General features: G+C 43.3%; 11 protein-coding genes and 1 rRNA gene. 10 read left to right on the forward strand and 2 right to left on the reverse strand.

Features of this window, described 5'->3' with window-relative positions:
- Nucleotides 1-68: 68 nt before the first annotated feature.
- Together BLR88_RS09115 and BLR88_RS09120 are read right to left on the reverse strand one after the other, a co-directional pair.
- Nucleotides 69-4562, reverse strand: coding sequence for a glutamate synthase-related protein (locus tag BLR88_RS09115; protein WP_091260482.1), 4494 nt, complete (start codon nt 4560-4562; stop codon nt 69-71).
- A gap of 489 nt (nt 4563-5051) precedes the next feature.
- Nucleotides 5052-6344, reverse strand: a complete 1293-nt coding sequence (locus tag BLR88_RS09120; protein ID WP_057899792.1) for a glutamate-1-semialdehyde 2,1-aminomutase — start codon at nt 6342-6344, stop codon at nt 5052-5054.
- A gap of 132 nt (nt 6345-6476) precedes the next feature.
- Between BLR88_RS09120 and BLR88_RS09125 the strand changes: the two genes are divergently transcribed.
- The 10 genes from BLR88_RS09125 to BLR88_RS09175 all read left to right on the forward strand — a co-directional run.
- Entirely contained in the window at nt 6477-7484 is a 1008-nt protein-coding gene (locus tag BLR88_RS09125; RefSeq protein ID WP_057899791.1) for an ABC transporter ATP-binding protein, read from the forward strand.
- Entirely contained in the window at nt 7477-8271 is a 795-nt protein-coding gene (locus tag BLR88_RS09130) for an ABC transporter permease (RefSeq protein WP_082706099.1), read from the forward strand. The genes BLR88_RS09125 and BLR88_RS09130 overlap by 8 nt, the downstream gene beginning before the upstream one ends.
- A gap of 414 nt (nt 8272-8685) precedes the next feature.
- On the forward strand, nt 8686-9201 hold the full coding sequence (locus BLR88_RS09135; RefSeq protein ID WP_236782035.1) for a CotY/CotZ family spore coat protein: 516 nt from the start codon (nt 8686-8688) through the stop codon (nt 9199-9201).
- A gap of 2416 nt (nt 9202-11617) precedes the next feature.
- Nucleotides 11618-12760, forward strand: a complete 1143-nt coding sequence (locus BLR88_RS09140) for an S-layer homology domain-containing protein (protein WP_162265047.1) — start codon at nt 11618-11620, stop codon at nt 12758-12760.
- A gap of 182 nt (nt 12761-12942) precedes the next feature.
- The gene (locus BLR88_RS09145) at nt 12943-13728 is read left to right on the forward strand and encodes an ABC transporter permease (protein ID WP_057899787.1); all 786 of its coding nucleotides are present in this window, start codon (nt 12943-12945) and stop codon (nt 13726-13728) included.
- Nucleotides 13729-13820: 92 nt separating this feature from the next.
- A complete protein-coding gene (bcp, locus tag BLR88_RS09150; protein WP_057899786.1) occupies nt 13821-14294 on the forward strand; it encodes a thioredoxin-dependent thiol peroxidase in 474 nt (157 codons plus the stop codon).
- Between the two features lie 39 nt (nt 14295-14333).
- The gene (locus tag BLR88_RS09155; RefSeq protein WP_057899785.1) at nt 14334-15098 is read left to right on the forward strand and encodes a class I SAM-dependent methyltransferase; all 765 of its coding nucleotides are present in this window, start codon (nt 14334-14336) and stop codon (nt 15096-15098) included.
- An 18-nt stretch (nt 15099-15116) separates the two neighbouring features.
- Entirely contained in the window at nt 15117-16070 is a 954-nt protein-coding gene (locus BLR88_RS09160; protein ID WP_057899784.1) for a D-2-hydroxyacid dehydrogenase, read from the forward strand.
- 50 nt (nt 16071-16120) lie between these two features.
- A complete protein-coding gene (locus tag BLR88_RS09165) occupies nt 16121-16672 on the forward strand; it encodes a cob(I)yrinic acid a,c-diamide adenosyltransferase (protein ID WP_057899783.1) in 552 nt (183 codons plus the stop codon).
- Nucleotides 16673-17111: 439 nt separating this feature from the next.
- Nucleotides 17112-17278, forward strand: a 16S ribosomal RNA gene (locus tag BLR88_RS09175); the annotation flags it as partial.

Here is a 17278-nt window from a genome sequence, read left to right on the forward strand (position 1 = left end):
GCCGGTATAGGTGGTAATCACGCTGCACAAATGGGAGTTGCAGGTGAAAATTATGCGTGCAAATCATGTTATTCTGTTGCGATAGATGGGTCGGCCTGCTCTTTCACAGGAGATACCATGATAAAGTGCTGTTCAGCGTTATCAATTAAATTCTGGATGCTGGCGGCTTTATCCTGTTGGCCGCTTGCTTTAAGTTCGGTTATATATTCACCAAGCAGGTAGGCGACATCTTCTTTGCCTTTTGCATCAAGCGGTTTCAAGGAGACTTTAGCCGCTTTAGCAATACGGCGTTCAAGCGCAGCCTGATCAAGCCCCATTTCTGGCTGAACGCGCAGGTATACGACACCACCGGTCATACCGGAGCAAATCCACGGTCCTGGATCGCCCAGTACGATCGCACGTCCGTTTGTCATATATTCAAAGGCGAATCCTTTAATATTAGCTCGCGCGCCAATGCCACCCAAGCGATCGTTAATTGGCTCTTGCAATTCGCCGCCGATGACTACGTCGGCTCCAGAGAGGCGGATGCAGGCGCGTGCGTCCGCATTGCCTTGCACAATATATAGGCCTTTTTGTGCTCCGTAACAGAAGCTTTTGCCTACGGAACCGTTAATAAATTGACGATTCGCGTTCGGCGATTTCATAATTGCGACGCGTCCGCCAAATCCAGTCTTACCGACGCCGTCTTGTGCTCCACCATGCACGCGGATGAAGACGCCTTCCGCATTAAAGGCGGCAAGACCGTTGCCCGGCACGCTTCCTCTATCGAAAGTAAGCGAAACTTCAGGCAAATTCACATAGCTGCCGTCAAGATACGGTTTTACGCGGGCACCGGAATAACGACTGCCGAGCACGCGTTGATCGCTGAGCACGTTCGTAAATGTTTCGTTAATCGGTGCATATGGAGACGCGTATTGATCCGATGCTTCATACGTCTCCGCACCAACGGCCACCAATACTTTCGACTCCACGCGTTCGGATTTTAGAAGTGGGAACGGAGCGCTCGTAAGAAGAGCGGATAGATCCATTTTGTTTAATCCGCGCGTTTGCACAAGTAAATCCGCGCGTCCAACCATATCTTGTAAACGTTCAAAGCCTAGCTCAGCGGTGATGCGTTTTACTTCTTCGCCGAGTGCGGTGAAGAGACGCTTCAAGTTATCGACTGCTACGTCGAATATGCGTGGTACGAAGCGGCGCAGTCCGTGTTCTTTTGCTTCTTCCACCGATTCGATTTGCGTAGCGATACCTACATGGCACGTATCAAGATGGCAACCGCGACATGTCGTACATCCGACTGCCAGCATGGCCAGCGTGCCAAAACCGATTCGGTTTGCACCCAGAAGGATCATTTTTACCACATCGTGACCGCTTTTTATTCCGCCATCGGCCCATAATTCGACTTTATCACGCAGTCCTGCTTCGATTAATGCCGTATGGGCAGCTTTGACCCCAATCTCCACTGGAAGCCCTACGTGTTGTAATGCATGCACACGAGCCGCGCCGGTGCCACCATCAAATCCGCTCAATGTAATGTAGTCCGCACCGGCTTTGGCAATACCAACAGAGATCGTTCCGATGTTCGGTACAACGGGAACTTTTACGCACACTTTTGCTTCGCTGTTGGCGGTTTTCAATTCAGTAATGATTTGCGCTAGATCCTCAATCGAATAAATATCGTGGTTATTCGAAGGAGAGATAAGGTCAGAACCCAGTGTCGCGTTACGCGCGGCAGCAACTTTTGCCGTTACTTTTTTGCCCGGTAAATGACCACCTTCGCCTGGCTTTGCGCCTTGACCGATTTTAATTTCAAGCAGGTTGGACGAATTGGCCAGTTCTACATTAACGCCGAAGCGTCCAGATGCCACCTGCATGCCGCGGGTTTTCCGATATTTTCCGAGCATATCTTTGATTTCCCCGCCTTCGCCGTTCAGGCTAATCATATTTAATTGCTCGGCCGCTTCTGCATAAGCGCGGAATGCGACTTCGTTCTGTGAACCGAACGACATTGATGAAATCAGAAATGGCAGGCTGTGATCCCCGATAGAGATATCAACTTGTTCCGGCGATATTTCTTTGTTTGCCTTGGATGTATCGAAGTCAGCCAGATGGCGGATAGACAGCGGATTTTCACGCTCCTGCTCCAATAGTTTGTTGGCAAACTCAGTATAAGGCAGGCTTCCAGATGCCACTTCGCCGATTGATTTCCAGATGCGTGGCCACATATGGAAAATTTTCGCCGGCTTTGCTTGCTCGTTGTTCCAATCTTCATAGCGAGCTTTACTATCAGCTTCGAGTTCTGCGAACGAGGTGCCAGCTTTATCGCTGCCGCAGAAGTTTACGATACCGAGAACTTCGGCGACTTCGCTGTTAAGCCCGATGGAAGAGAAGAGACGAGCGTAGCCGCGGAGCTCATGAATGCCGATGGTGGAGATCACTTTCTCCAAACCTTTGTTTAACGCATGATATAGATTTTCAACGGAATGTTCTCTGTCTTTTAAGAATACCGTTGTGAATAGAAGATATGGCGCTACGGCATCTGCACCCAATCCGAATGCTACCGCCAAATCATGAAGGTTGCGCAGGGCTCCTGAGCGCATAATGATGCTTGCTTGGCGGCGCAAGTTGCCGTTTCCTTTTGCGCCAGCCTCTTTAAGTGCGCGATCTGCTTTAGAGATAACGAGATGCGGATCGATCCAGTAACGTCCGTCCCGGTGCGCCATGCTGTCATCGAATAGCAGGATACGGGCTCCATTTTTCACGGCGTCTACTGCACTTTTTGCAATGCGTTCCAGCGCTTGGGGAATGCTTTCTTCTCGTGTGAAATAAACAGGAAGCACATGTGCGTCCGTACCAAAGTGTTCGAGAAGCTGCTCAAGCGACACAGTATTTAGTTTACCGGCTAATTCCTGTAACGCTTTACCTTCAAAAAGTAAAGGTGATGGAAGTTCTAGCGCAGCGGTTGCTTTGCCTTCCTGTGGGAACAATCCCGGGCGTCCGCCAAGCACAATGCGTGTAGAAAAATGTTCCATTTCTCGTTCGCGATCGATGGCCGGATTGGTTACGACGGCCACACTTTCTTTAATAAAGTCGGTAATATTTTGTCGTGCTTCGGCAATGGCTGCAAGCGGGGCATCGTGGCCGAGAGAGCGGATTGGTTCTGCGCCGCTAGACGCCATTTGCTCCGCCAGTTGAATGTGTTCTCTTTCCCAGCCATAAGCAGCGTATTGTTGATTGGTAACCGTCTCAATATCTTCGTAAGGCGTTTTAGCAGCTTTCACTTGTGAGAAGGAAAGCTGGTTGCGGAATCCGGTGAAGTCCATGCGTTTACTGGAGCGCTCCAACACGATGTTTTGCAGTTCATGGTGTGGAACGACTGTAATTGGTTGACCCGGATTAAGCTGAACGCCGACTTTTTCTCCAGGAGCCAGCGCTTTTGGTTCGCTTACCATTTCATATACCGGTATAACACCTTGCTCGGAGGAGAAGTAAAGCGATGCTTCGCTTTCCACCATCCAGAGCGGGCGCAGACCGAGCGCATCTACGCTGAATACACATTCGTTTGCATAACGAGATACGATGCCCGCCGGCCCCTGTGCATAATGACCCCATGTTTGACGGTAATATACATACAAGTCTTGCAGTTCTGGACGCAAGCTTTTCATTTCATTAATAATCGGTGGAAAAACCATTTCCATTGCTTCGAACAGTGACAAATCGTAGCGATGTATTAATGTTTCGATAGCGCGGTTCATGTTTTGCGAGTCACTGCCGCCTTCAACCAGATCGACACCGAGCATTTCTCCTTCGTCTTCCAGTTTACGAATCGTATTAATTTCCCCGTTGTGGCCGATGATGGTGAACGGCTGCACGCGGAAGAAATTAGATAGCGTATTGGTTGAATAACGATTGTGTCCCACAGTGACGGACGAAGCGAATTCCGGTTGTTGAATATCTTGAAAGTATTGGGGCAGAATGTTGGCTGCTCCCATTACTTTATAAGAAGCTGAGTGGTTGCTTAGAGAAGCGACATGAACGTTATGTTTTTTCTCGATCGCGATTAAAAGCTCGAACAACTCTTTTTCAATTACATAATTGCCTGTGTATTTGCAGGCAAGCTGCCAGAAGACGGGTTCATCAGCCCGACCGTTCTTACCCAGCACTTCACTGTTGACATTGTTTATTTGTTCGAGTTCAATGACAAGGTTCGCTTTTGTAAACATGCTACGGATATTTTCCATTACGCTATGAACGTTATGCCCTTTTGTCGGAATAAAAATGTGGCCGACAGCAAAAGAGGGAGAGTAGGCCAGTTCAGCAGGCTTTCCAGCATCAGCCAGCTTTTTCGCCCAGAGGTCACGCGGGATGTCGCTTAAAATACCGCATCCGTCGCCTTCACCGTCAATGAAGCCCGAACGATGTTCCATTTTTATAAGACCGTCGATAATTTTGGAAATATTATCGCGGTTAGGTTTTCCGTTCTTTTCAATGATAGCAATGATGCCACAGCTGTCGTGCTCTTCTGCCAGATGATTGCGGAAATTACCGAAATCTGCTCTCTTCATCGTTTCGGTCAGCTAAACTGACCTTCACCTCCTAATAAACAAAATTCTCTCACATTGGAAAGGCGGTTTTTCTTTATATATTTATTGAGCCTTCCAAAAAAATAAAATCTTGAATGAACAGTTAAATAAATCAAAAATAAAACAGAAATGTCGGAAAAGTAAGTATAGAATATCATGAATTTTGTTTAACGACAATAATAAAATGGTTAAATATTCATTTGAAAGCGTTTTTATTTTTGTTTCTATAACAATTTTAATAATTTAGAATATAAATGATAATAGTTTAATAACGAATTTTATATGATTAAAATTATATTATTATTCGGATGCAGGTGTGCATTTTTCTAAAAATATCAAATTGATGATGATATATTTCATGAATGTTATATTATTTGACAGGGATGTGGGTTCGTAATAATATTTGTGTAAATATAAGGGGTGCAAAATTTAATTGCACCCCTTATGTGAAAATGAATTGAATATTTATTCTTATTTAAGTATTTTTATGAAAGATTTTTTGGCCGCTTCGATCGTATAACGAATGTCGTCTTCTGTATGCGCTGTTGTAATAAACCATGCTTCATATTTAGAAGGAGCGATGCAGATCCCTTCTTCAAGAATAGCGCGGAAGAAACGGGCAAACATTTTATCGTCAGACGCTTTGGCGTCATCGTAATTTTTTACTGGCTTGTCTGTAAAATACATAGCAAGCGCCCCCACTACACGGTTAATCGTTACAGGGATGCCGGCTTCATTAGCCGCTTCTTTTAGCCCGTCACCTAGCAGTTTGCCCAAGCGGTGCAATTCTTCGTAAACACCTGGTTGCTCCAAGACTTCGAGGCATGCGATGCCCGCCTGCATGGAAGCAGGGTTGCCGGCATGCGTACCCGCTTGGTACGCCGGTCCGAGCGGAGCGACCTGCTCCATAATTTCTTTACGGCCGCCATATGCGCCAATGGGAAGACCGCCGCCAATAATTTTTCCGAGCGCGGTCAGATCTGGCTCGACACCGAGCAGGTTTTGCGCTCCGCCATATGTAAAGCGAAATCCTGTAATCACCTCGTCGTAAATAACGAGCGCTCCCGCTTCGTGCGCAATTCGATTTATTTCTTCAAGAAACCCTTTTTCCGGCGCTACAATGCCGAAGTTGCCAACGATTGGTTCTACCAGTACACCAGCGACCTGATCACCCCATTTCTCCATTGCTTGGGTAAAGGCGTCGATGTTGTTATACGGAACGGTGATGACCTCGTCAGCAATTGATTGCGGGATACCCGCGCTGTCAGGAATACCGAGTGTGGAAGGGCCGGAACCCGCGGCGACGAGCACCAAGTCCGAATGGCCGTGGTAGCAGCCGGCGAATTTCATGATTTTGCTTCGCCCCGTATACGCGCGTGCCACACGGATGCATGTCATTACCGCTTCTGTCCCGGAATTGTTAAAGCGGATTTTTTCCATGGACGGGATTGCTTCGCGAATTTTCCGGGCAAACATCGTTTCCCATGGAGTGGGCGTGCCATAAAGTACTCCGTTTTTGGCAGCGGAAATGATCGCTTCTGTAATGTGTGGATGGGCATGTCCGGTAATGATAGGGCCGTATGCGGCCAGGAAGTCTATGTATCTATTTCCGTCCACATCCCAGAAATAAGCTCCCTGGGCTTTTGCCATCGTGATCGGAGCGCCGCCGCCCACCGCTTTAAATGCACGGGACGGGCTGTTTACGCCCCCAACAATCACATCAAGCGCTTCCTGGTATAATTGTTCAGAACGCGTAAAATCCACTGTTCATTCCCCCTGATTTGTAAATATGACTGGTCATAAAAATACTTTACGTCTCTATTACTTTATCATATGATGAAAACTTGTTGTGAAAGATGTATGATAGCTAGTGGAACAAAAACGGAGGGAAGATACATGTTGCGAATTGAAGCCAAAGGACTTACCAAAGAGTTTAAATCGTATATAAGTCGTCCCGGTTTGGCTGGAGCATTCCGTGATTTGTTCAACCGCCAGTACAAAACACTGCGTGCGGTTGATCATATCGACCTTGAAATTGCACCCGGTGAGATTGTGGGATACATTGGAGAGAATGGTGCGGGCAAATCGACCACAATTAAGATGCTGACCGGAATTCTGATGCCGACATCTGGTTATTTGCGGGTAAATGGCATGGATCCGCACCGGGACAGGGAGAAGTTTGTCCGTACTATTGGTGTAGTGTTTGGCCAGCGCAGCCAATTGTGGTGGGACATCGCGGTACAAGAATCGTTTACGCTCCTGAAAAAAGTGTATCGATTATCAGATGAAGAATATAAGCGCCATATGGGACATGTGATTGAAGTGTTAGAGATAGAGGAGCTTCTCACTAAGCCTGTGCGTAAGTTGAGCCTCGGCCAGCGCATGCGTTGCGAATTGGCGGCCGCATTGATCCACAATCCGCCGCTTCTGTTCTTGGATGAGCCGACCATCGGGCTTGATGTGCTCGTAAAGCTGAAAATACGGGAGTTTTTAAAAGAAATTAACCAGAAGTATGGTACGACCATTTTGCTTACAACGCATGACTTATCTGATATTGAAGCATTGTCTTCCAGGGTGATTATGCTGGATAATGGAAAGATTATTTATGATGGCGGATTGAATGAATTGCGTACAACATGGGGAAACGAGAAGAAAGTCATGATTGAATTTACCAAGCCTGCCGATTTGAATGAATTGAAAAGGTTGATGGGCTCGCTTCCTGTAACGTGGCAAAAAGAAAACGATTTGCGTTTCCGGGCCGTGTTTGAGGAAGAGGATTTGGCTGTGTCTGATTTGCTTGCGCGTATTATTTCCCGCTATGAAGTAAAGGATATTTCCGTCGAGGCGGTAAGCACGGAGGAAATTGTCCGCAAAATTTATCAAGAGGGTATTATCCATGCTTAGTATGTACGCGGAGATTATCCGCATCCGATTTTTGACGATGCTGGCGTATCGCGTAAATTATTATAGCGGGATTATTGTCTATAGCATAAACATTGGCGCGTATTATTTTCTTTGGAATGCCATTTATGGCGGTCAGTCAACAATGGGTGGATTTAGCGCACAGCAAATGGTGACGTACGTGGCCATCAGTTGGATGGCACGCGCATTTTATTTTAACAATATTGACCGGGAAATGGCGCTCGATATTAAAGAGGGAAAAGTAGCTATTGAAATGATTCGTCCGTATAATTATTTAACAGTTAAATTAATGCAAGGATTTGGAGAGGGAATATTCCGCCTTCTCTTCTTCTCGGTGCCCGGCATGCTGGTGATTAGCCTTATTTTTCCTATTGATTATCCAGATAATCCAGAGATATGGGGCTGGTATACGCTAAGCTTGCTGATAAGTTTCGTTATTAACACACAAATCAATTTAATTACCGGACTTATGACTTTCTTTTTCTATAATAACGAAGGAATTATGCGTGCCAAGCGCGTAATTGTCGACTTGTTTTCCGGATTAATTTTGCCCATCAGTTTTTATCCGGGATGGGCGCAGGAGATTTTAAAGTTTATGCCGTTTCAGGCGATCAGTTATTTGCCGGGGATGATATTTACCGAAGCGATGCAAGGAGAGAAGATTTATTCGGCCTTGCTCATACAGATAGCTTGGATGTTCGGGTTGCTGCTGCCGATCTGGTTTATGTGGTGGCGTGCCCGCAAGAATGTGATTATTCAAGGCGGATAATAAAATGTTTTGCGTTGAAGAGAGAAGATGCTTGATATATAAGGGGTTCTCTCTTCTTTTTTTTCTTAAAAATAGGTAAATGACCACATTTTGACCACCTTTAGTCTGTTAAAGCGGATTTTACATTCTTTTTGACTGTACAGCTTTATGTTTTCGTAAGCAAGCGACAGCATAGGATGAAGGATAACAGAACATTGTAGCCACGGAAGGGAAAGAGGCTATTCTGTTTCCATTTTGCATGGAATTCGGGGCCGGTATTGCATGCTGGGTGAAAGACTTTCAGAAGACCGGATTGAAATTAAATTATATATTCATAAAACAAATAAGAAAATCCACATTATTCCATGTAAACTTGTCCATTCCTCGCTTACATCTTATTCATAAACTATAGAAAAGGAGATGATGTTTGTGGGAATGATAAATGGATGTTGTGGAAATGTTGGGACTCTTGGACAAGTTAAGTTCACTGTAAATTGCGTTTGCAAGGTATTACGTCAACTTATACCTAAGCAAAAAGCAGCGTGTACATCAGGTTGTTTTCCTAATAATGGTGATGATGGTGTGATTCCATTTGTTCTGACTAATACAGCTGGTACCCTTCATTTTGCATTTGGTAATATCGGTGGAGGTTCAGGAACAGCGCCAGGAGACTGCTTTGTTACACCTTTCTTTACAGTCGTAAGTGTTGATAATAATTGCTGTGCGGTACTTGAATTGCTGCAACCAAATGTAGATTTATTAGCTGGCGCTGGCGCTATTTGTTGTCTTCCAATAAATGCTGTCTGTAATGTTACTGAATTAACGAGAACAGGAATTTGCGTTAATGTCGATTTGAATTGCTTTTGCCAAGTTAACTGCCTCGATCCATCTCTTATTATAAATAATGGAAACATTGGTATTGCTGCTAGACGTCGTCAAACAGGAAAATAAAAACTTTATATATGTTATGTTTAATATGAGGGGCGTGGGGATCGGTTAGAAACCTTCCGGGAAAGTTCGGGGGGTTTTTAATTTTGCCAACAGGAAGAATCGCCGCTGCTGGTGCGGCAATTTTTGCTCATCAAGCATGGAAACAAACGACAAAGCGTAAATGACAAGGAACCCCGCTGTTCGATTATCTGGATGGCGGGACTTTTATTACTATTGATAGATAAAATCAGTTGCTGAATCAATGTTATTAGACATTAAGCTTAAAATTGGGTTTCTTATAAGTAAGATAGGACATATCATTTTTAAAATATGTGAATAAACTATCAGTAGATAACTAAATGAAATGATATATGAAAGCAGGTGAGCGATTATGGCAAATAGATGTACTGTTTTTACTCACTTTCCTAGCGTGTTTATTTCTAGGGGTTGTGACGGTGCAATAATTCCAATATATCAAGTATTTACAGAGCGTTTTCCTACTGTGACACTTGATATTGATAACTTTGGGAGTTGTCCCGTGACATTGATCGTACAACATCAAAATAGTCCAGATCCAATTATACGAGTTGTTCCGCCCGATAGACAAATTTCATTGACGGTTAATTTGGTAACCAACATATCTGTTCAATGTAGTAATACACCTGGCGGCACATGTGAATTTTTCGTAGGTTTAGATGTATCCGGCTGCATTTGTTGCTAGATTAACTGTTCTGCAAAAGGGGCTAATTAGCACTTCGGCAATATATATCATCTAATAAAAAATATATGAATGAAGCTGACAATTATAAACAGACAAACGTAATGATTATAAGAAAGTAGGTGAATAGTATGAAAAAGATGTGCAGACCAGGTACTCCTGTAATCTCATGTCCCACATCAAACATAGAGAAACGATGCGATGTTTTCACTCACTTTAGTAGTTTCTTTCATACCGGAATATGTGATGGATCTACGATAACAGTATATGAAGCATTTACAGCAAGCCTTCCTACTGTAACAATCGATATTGGAAACTTTGGTACGTGTCCTGTGACGTTGATTGTAGCGCGTCAAAATAATCCAACTCCGATTACACAAGTGATTGCACCAGATATAGAGACTTCATTGACGGTTGATTTAGTAACGAGTATATCTGTTCAATGTAGTACGGGTGGTGGCGAATGTAGTTTTAGTGGAAACTTAGACGTATCTGGCTGTATTTGCTGTTAAATTAGTTTTCTCGTTCAATCTCAAGATTCTTTCTTTTTGTTAGTGCCTTTCCCTATTAAGGGAATAACATATAGTCTAGTCAATTAAATCATTTCCTTTATCCTCTTCTTTACTCTAAGGAAGAGGTTTTTATATTTATTGATACTATGTAGAAAATATAAAAAAAGTTTTCTTTATGACTTTACGAATCCAAACGGCATATGGAGACTTTTTGTTATTGATGATGTTGTTAGAGCAACAGGCAGTATCGCTAGCGGCTGGGAACTGACTATTACTACTAGCAGCTCTACTCTATAATATCCATTTAAGCTAATGTTTGATAATGTTTAACACTTGCTGTTCGTTAGCAGTCAATTTAACTTATGGCTTTTTGTTTTTTGTATTTCTTTAACCCGCTGATCGCCTGTTCTGCTGAGGTGGATCGTTCAGAAACCCCCACTTCAACCTATAAAAAATGGAACAGAAACATAAAATATTTAAGCAAAAAGCGTATGCGTTCGATCAAGAAATCAAGCGTTTAAATAAGATTTATAAATAATCAGATTTCCCCTAGTTGCAGCATACCGTCTCCTATCTTCTAAGTTTTAGCGTAGAAGGGAGAGGTTCATCACTATCAACTGGGGGGAATTTGTATTTATTGCTTATTAGGAAATACTTTTCTTGTTTGCCGATCAACTGCCGTAAAGCATCAATATTTACTGGAACGATTCCTGTAGTAATCGTCGGAGCCTCTGTACCACTACCCATGAAATAACTTCGTGATACAATAAACCGCCTACTTTAGCTATTTTACTTTCATCCTTCCAATATATACCAATTTCAATCTCATCGGAATGAACAGATACAGGAAAATTCAGATGTTGAAATGCAAATTCCCCTTGTTTAACAGTTCCAAGAGGTCTTGATACTTGCAAATTTAACGTTAATTATGGAGAGTAATTACGAAAATATTTATTTAACATCCTTTAGTTATTGCTGCACAATGAATAATGCGATTAAAATTGAATTTATAAGAACATCATTTCAGATTGATTACTAAAATATGACTATGGTTCCAGGTCAAAGGATATCTTAAAATAATTTCTGGAGTACCAGAGTACAATGTCAAGGCTTGTTCCAGCTTATTATGTAAATTGGTAGTAAGGAAATGATTCGCTTTATTATACAGTTTTTCATAGAATGTCAAAGAAAGGAATGGAGAAAAGCGTTGAAACGACAGGTCGGAAACTTCGGATTGAAGCTTATGCTTGCTCTTGCTACGCTCATTGGAGCGTTTGCGATTACTCCAGGTCAACTAATACTGGCGGCAACCGATCATCAAATTGAGGAAATAAAAGCGGTAAATAGTTATCTACCCGAGGATATTAATAAGCATTGGGCGGCTGATACATTATATGATTTAATTCATGCGGACATTGTAAAAGGATATGTGGATCGAGAGGGGCAAGTAACCATCCAACCTGATAAAAGAGTGACCCGTGCCGAGTTTGTTGCTTTACTTGTGAATACACTGGGGTTGCAGAAAAATAAAGAACAAGACCCAATAAGCTTTTCAGATATTGAACCGAACGAATGGTATTATGAGCCGGTGAATATTGCAAGTTCGCTCGGAATTGTAAAGGGGGTAGGCCGGACGGTATTCGGTCCGAACCGGTATATTACGCGAGGTGAAATTGCTGCGCTTATCACACGAGCTTTTGCTTACACTGTTGCGTTTGATGAAACGAAAGCAAAACATTTTAAAGATGTCGGACAAGGATATTGGGCTAGCCGGGAAGTAGCCAAAGCAAGTTCAGTAAAAATTATCAATGGATATCCGGGCGGATATTTTAAACCGTTTGAATATGCGACACGCGCCGAAGCGATGGTTATGCTCTCCCATGCTCTATACCTTGAGGAAAATGCGGTAGCTTCTGATAAAACGTTGCTTGAGGTGGTACGGACGGCAAATGAGAAGGAAGAACGCGCGTTCCAGGCTTTAGATATTGCGAGCCTAAAAGAGATTGGAGCGAAGCATTACACAGGCTACCGAAAAGCAACGCACGATTTAACAGTTGCTGTACTACAAAAACTCAAAGAAGAGGGGTATACGGTACAAATTACCTGTGAAGGCAAATTGGAGGCCCAGGTTATCGGGAAATGGAACCGTATTGCTGTCGTGGAAGTGAATGGCTTAACATATCGCTTGAAAGCAGTGAAAGATGGAGAAGAGTTGCAAAGTGTGCAACATGTGAAGGGAATGGTCATGCTTAAGAAAGGACCGATGATGAATGAATGGAGAGTATATACTTCCGATGTACCTCTTTTGGTAACGAAAAAAATGTTATCCGTGCTGGAGACACAATCATAAATTCAGAGACCATACGATAAAACAGGGCAACTCAGGCGCTTCGTTTTTTGCTGTTCGTTTGTCTGCTTTGCTTTAGCGCCTTATTCGTATTGACTTTTAGGGTAAAAAGCATACCATGGAATGTGGAAAAGAGACTGAGGACAGTCACCTTGGTACAGTGTCGTAGGCAAGGAGGACGGAGGATGTTTTATCTTTCGATGTTTTGGGATTATCTTAAACAGTATTTTAAGACACGTTTGACATATCGGATGGATTTTATAAACGGGATTGTTTCGGATTTTGTGTTTCAGGCGACCAATCTTATTTTTATTCTTGTTGTATTTCAACATACGACGCTTTTGAAAGGTTGGACGCGCGACGAGATTATTTTTATTTATGGTTTTTTTCTAGTGCCGTATGCGGTCTTCTCTACTTTTTTTAATTTATGGGATTTTCAGGAGAAGTACATTATTAAGGGAGAGATGGACAGGGTGTTGACTCGCCCGGCGCATAACCTGTTCCAGGTTATGCTGGAGACGATGGATCCGCAGTCGCTGGCAGGAGCGGTAACGGGAATTGTGATTATGCTTTACGCCGGTATGAATATGAAGCTCGATATCGCATGGTATGACCCGTTCGTCTTTATTTTACTTGTTATTTCCGCCGTTCTTGTGTATGGCGGCGTATATACGGCTATTGCTGCTATCGGCTTTTTCTCTGATTCAAAAACGGGCATTTCGCCAATGATTTGGAATATCCAAAACTATGGCCGCTATCCAATTAATATATACAATAAAGTGATCCGCTTTCTGCTGACATGGATTTTGCCATTTGCGTTTGTTGGTATTTATCCAGCCGCGTACTTTTTGAAACGAGAAGAATATTATATGTACACTTTGCTTACTCCTGTAATAGGTTGGGGATTTTTTTGCATGGGGGTTATGGTATGGAATTTCGGTGTGAAGCATTATCGGGGAGCTGGTTCCTGAAATAAGGAGCCGGCTCTTTTCTTTGTGTTATGACTGAAAAGTTGGTAAGATGAGAAAAGGATTTATTATTACAGAATGGAGGAGTATATAGTATGGCAAACGTAGCAATTGGACAAGCAGCACCGGATTTTACGCTGCCGGCAAGCAACGGGAAAAATGTTTCACTGCACGATTTTCGCGGCAAAAATGTAGTGCTTTATTTTTATCCGAAAGACAATACACCAGGCTGCACTAGGGAATCGTGTGATTTTCGCGATAAAGCGGATGAGTTTACCGCAAAAGATACAGTCATTCTCGGGGTAAGCACGGATGATTTGACTTCCCATGAGAAGTTTATCAAAAAGTACAACCTTCCATTCCTGCTGCTGAGCGATACGGAAGCGGAAGTGTCTAAGCTGTATGGCGTATATAAGCTTAAGAAAAATTTTGGTAAAGAATACATGGGAATTGAACGTTCCACATTTATTATCGATAAAGAAGGCCGACTGGTGAAGGAATACCGGAAAGTAAAAGTAGACGGCCATGTGGATGAAGCTCTTGCGTTTATCTCGGAAAATTTGCAGTAATCAGCGTCGGAGATCATAAAGAAAGGTGAAACGCAGAATATGAGCTTGGCTTACGAGTGGACGGATTATTACGATATTATCTCCACCGGTCTGGAACATGATGTAGAGTTTTATACGGAGCTTGCTCTTGAGGTGAAAGGACCGGTTGTCGATTTAGCATGTGGCACCGGGCGCATTTCCATTCCGATGGCGCTGAAAGACGTGGAAGTCGTAGGTATCGATGCATGTGAAAGAATGCTTGAAAAAGCACGGGCGAAAGCGAAAATGGCCCGGGTAAGCGATAAAATCAAATTTGTACATAGCGATATGCGAACATTTGAATTAGGGCGGACTTTTTCTTTAATTATGATTCCTTATCGCTCGTTCTTGCATTTGTTGTCCATAAAAGACCAGATGGCAGCGCTGCGGCAGGTGAGAAAACATCTTGTTGAAGGCGGAATATTAGCACTGAACGTGTTTGTACCTCAGATTAAGCATTTATATGAAGAAGATGAGAAAAGCTCGACGCGCGGTATCTATAGTATTCCAGGAAGTGAAGATCGTTTGGTCGTCTGGGATTATACCCGTTATGACCATTTTCAGCAAATTGCTGAAGTTATACGGCAATATGAACGAACGGATCGAAATGGGATTGTAGTACAGCGTGTGGTCACCCCTTTTCATATTCGCTATATTTTTCCGGCTGAGCTCCATCATTTGCTTCGGCTGGCAGGATTCAGTGTAATAGGTCGGTATGGAAACTTTTATAAAGAACCATTTGAGTCGAAGAGCACAGAGCTAATTCTTGTTGCAAAAAAAATATAGCCTGGAGGAGGGATGCGGATGAAGGTGGTATCTACGGCAAAGATGAGCCAACGCCATCAGGAGAAGCTAAAGTCTATGTTTCCCCATCACAATTTCTTCTTTTTCGCTTCTATAAAAGAAGCGGAACAGGAAGTCAAGAATACGGACGTACTGGTTACGTACGGAGAAGATGTAACGCCGGATAACATATGCGAGATGCGGAGCTTAAAATGGATTCAAGTATTGAGCGCAGGGATGGATTTGATGCCTTTGTCTGTTATTGGGGAGAGAGGTATTCTGGTTACAAATGCAAGGGGAATTCACAAAATTCCGATGGCGGAATATACATTTGGTGTAATGCTACAGGTGGCGCGTAGAACGAATGAGTTGTATAAAAATCAACGAGATAACAATTGGGATCGCAGCATACGTGTGGAAGAACTATACGGAAAGACGCTCGGGATTCTTGGCGTGGGAGCAATAGGGGAGGAAATTGCACGCCGGGCCCAAGTATTCGGTATGAAGGTAATCGGGGTTACAAAGAGTGGTACGCCCAAACATGCTTGTGACGAAATGTATACTCAAAAGGAATTGGATAAAGTACTCCCGCGCTGTGATTATATCGTGGTCATCGTACCGTTAACAGAGGAGACGCGCCACCTTATTGGTAAAGAAGAACTGGAAATGATGAAAGAGAGTGCGGTGTTGATTAATATTGCGCGCGGAGCGGTTATCGATGAAGAAGCACTGAGCGCACACTTGCGTGCAGGTAAGCTGAAAATGGCGGTGCTTGATGTATTTTCCGAGGAGCCGCTCCCAGAAGCTTCACTTTTTTGGCAACTAGAAAATTGTCTGGTAACTCCTCATATTTCTGGACGCTCGCCTCTATATATGGAACGTGCTCTGGAAATTTTTCATCATAACCTTGCTGCTTATGACAAAAAAGCAAAGGAAGAGATGATTAATGTAGTTGATTGCCGGCGCGGCTATTAGCTCGTTTTGCCTTACTTTTTGAAGCGGATAGAATGGTGGGAGGGAAAGGTATGAAAATTTATACCAAATCCGGAGATAAAGGCGACACTAGTTTGCTATATGGGGTTCGCGTGCCAAAATATGATGCACGTGTGGAAGCCTACGGAACATGTGACGAAGCGAACTCGGCAATTGGGGTGGCATTGTCATACATGCCGCAAGGAAAAGAATGGGAAGAGTTTTTTTCGGTTTTTCATGTTGTTCAGACAAAGTTGTTTCATATTGGGGCAGAGCTTGCGACTCCAGCAGGAAAAGAGGTAAGCTGGAAAATTGAAGAAGAGGATGTAGAATTACTCGAGAAGATGATTGACAAATGGGATGCTGAGCTCCCTGTACTAAAAAATTTTGTTTTGCCCGGCGGCTCACAGGCTGGGGCTTCCCTTCACTTGGCACGAACCGTTGTGCGCCGGGCGGAACGTAAAGCGATTTTGGTTCGAGAACAGTTAGAAGTTAATCCTATTGTTATCCGTTATCTAAATCGCCTTTCGGATTTTTTATTTGTTGCGGCACGTTATGTAAATCATAAGTTAGGAAAAACGGAACCCCCCCTTCATGAAAATTAAATACAGGCTAAAAGTGCGGCCTCGTTGCAATATAGGGGCCGCTTATATTTTTTTATGATTTGGGTATTGCTTTTAATGTAGGTGTGTGACAAAATAATATTCACTTGTATTTCAAAAACATTTCTTTTTCCAATATTATTTGTGATGACTTGTTGTTTTAGAGCAATCAGCTTTTTTGAAAACAAAGAGAAATTAGCATAAAAAACCTCTTGTTCTTTATATTTAAATGTGATATATTTAAAAAGTCGCCGCTGAAACGCGGTGGCAATGAAAAAGAAATTCCTTGAAAACTGAACAGTGACACTCGTTTGTGTGCGAGGTAAATATCCCATGAAAGTGAAGGTCAGCTTCAAAGTTGATTTCAGGCACTTTTATGGGGTCCGAAAAACATTCTTTACTTTATGAGCTAGCTTACGAGCTTGCGTATCAATCTTCAACTTTTTTGGAGAGTTTGATCCTGGCTCAGGACGAACGCTGGCGGCGTGCCTAATACATGCAAGTCGAGCGAACCGATGGAGTGCTTGCATTCCTGAGGTTAGCGGCGGACGGGTGAGTAACACGTAGGCAACCTGCCTGTACGACCGGGATAACTCCGGGAAACCGGAG

The organism is Aneurinibacillus thermoaerophilus, assembly GCF_900099925.1.
In the GTDB taxonomy this organism is placed as follows: Bacteria; Bacillota; Bacilli; order Aneurinibacillales; family Aneurinibacillaceae; genus Aneurinibacillus; species Aneurinibacillus thermoaerophilus.

Coding starts and splice junctions, on each gene's coding strand:
- BLR88_RS09155 (WP_057899785.1), top strand. CDS start 14,334: ATGAGCTTGGCTTACGAGTGGACGGATTATTACGATATTATCTCCACC.
- BLR88_RS09115 (WP_091260482.1), bottom strand. CDS start 4,562: ATGAAGAGAGCAGATTTCGGTAATTTCCGCAATCATCTGGCAGAAGAG.
- BLR88_RS09165 (WP_057899783.1), top strand. CDS start 16,121: ATGAAAATTTATACCAAATCCGGAGATAAAGGCGACACTAGTTTGCTA.
- BLR88_RS09145 (WP_057899787.1), top strand. CDS start 12,943: ATGTTTTATCTTTCGATGTTTTGGGATTATCTTAAACAGTATTTTAAG.
- BLR88_RS09160 (WP_057899784.1), top strand. CDS start 15,117: ATGAAGGTGGTATCTACGGCAAAGATGAGCCAACGCCATCAGGAGAAG.
- bcp (WP_057899786.1), top strand. CDS start 13,821: ATGGCAAACGTAGCAATTGGACAAGCAGCACCGGATTTTACGCTGCCG.
- BLR88_RS09125 (WP_057899791.1), top strand. CDS start 6,477: ATGTTGCGAATTGAAGCCAAAGGACTTACCAAAGAGTTTAAATCGTAT.
- BLR88_RS09135 (WP_236782035.1), top strand. CDS start 8,686: ATGATAAATGGATGTTGTGGAAATGTTGGGACTCTTGGACAAGTTAAG.
- BLR88_RS09130 (WP_082706099.1), top strand. CDS start 7,477: ATGCTTAGTATGTACGCGGAGATTATCCGCATCCGATTTTTGACGATG.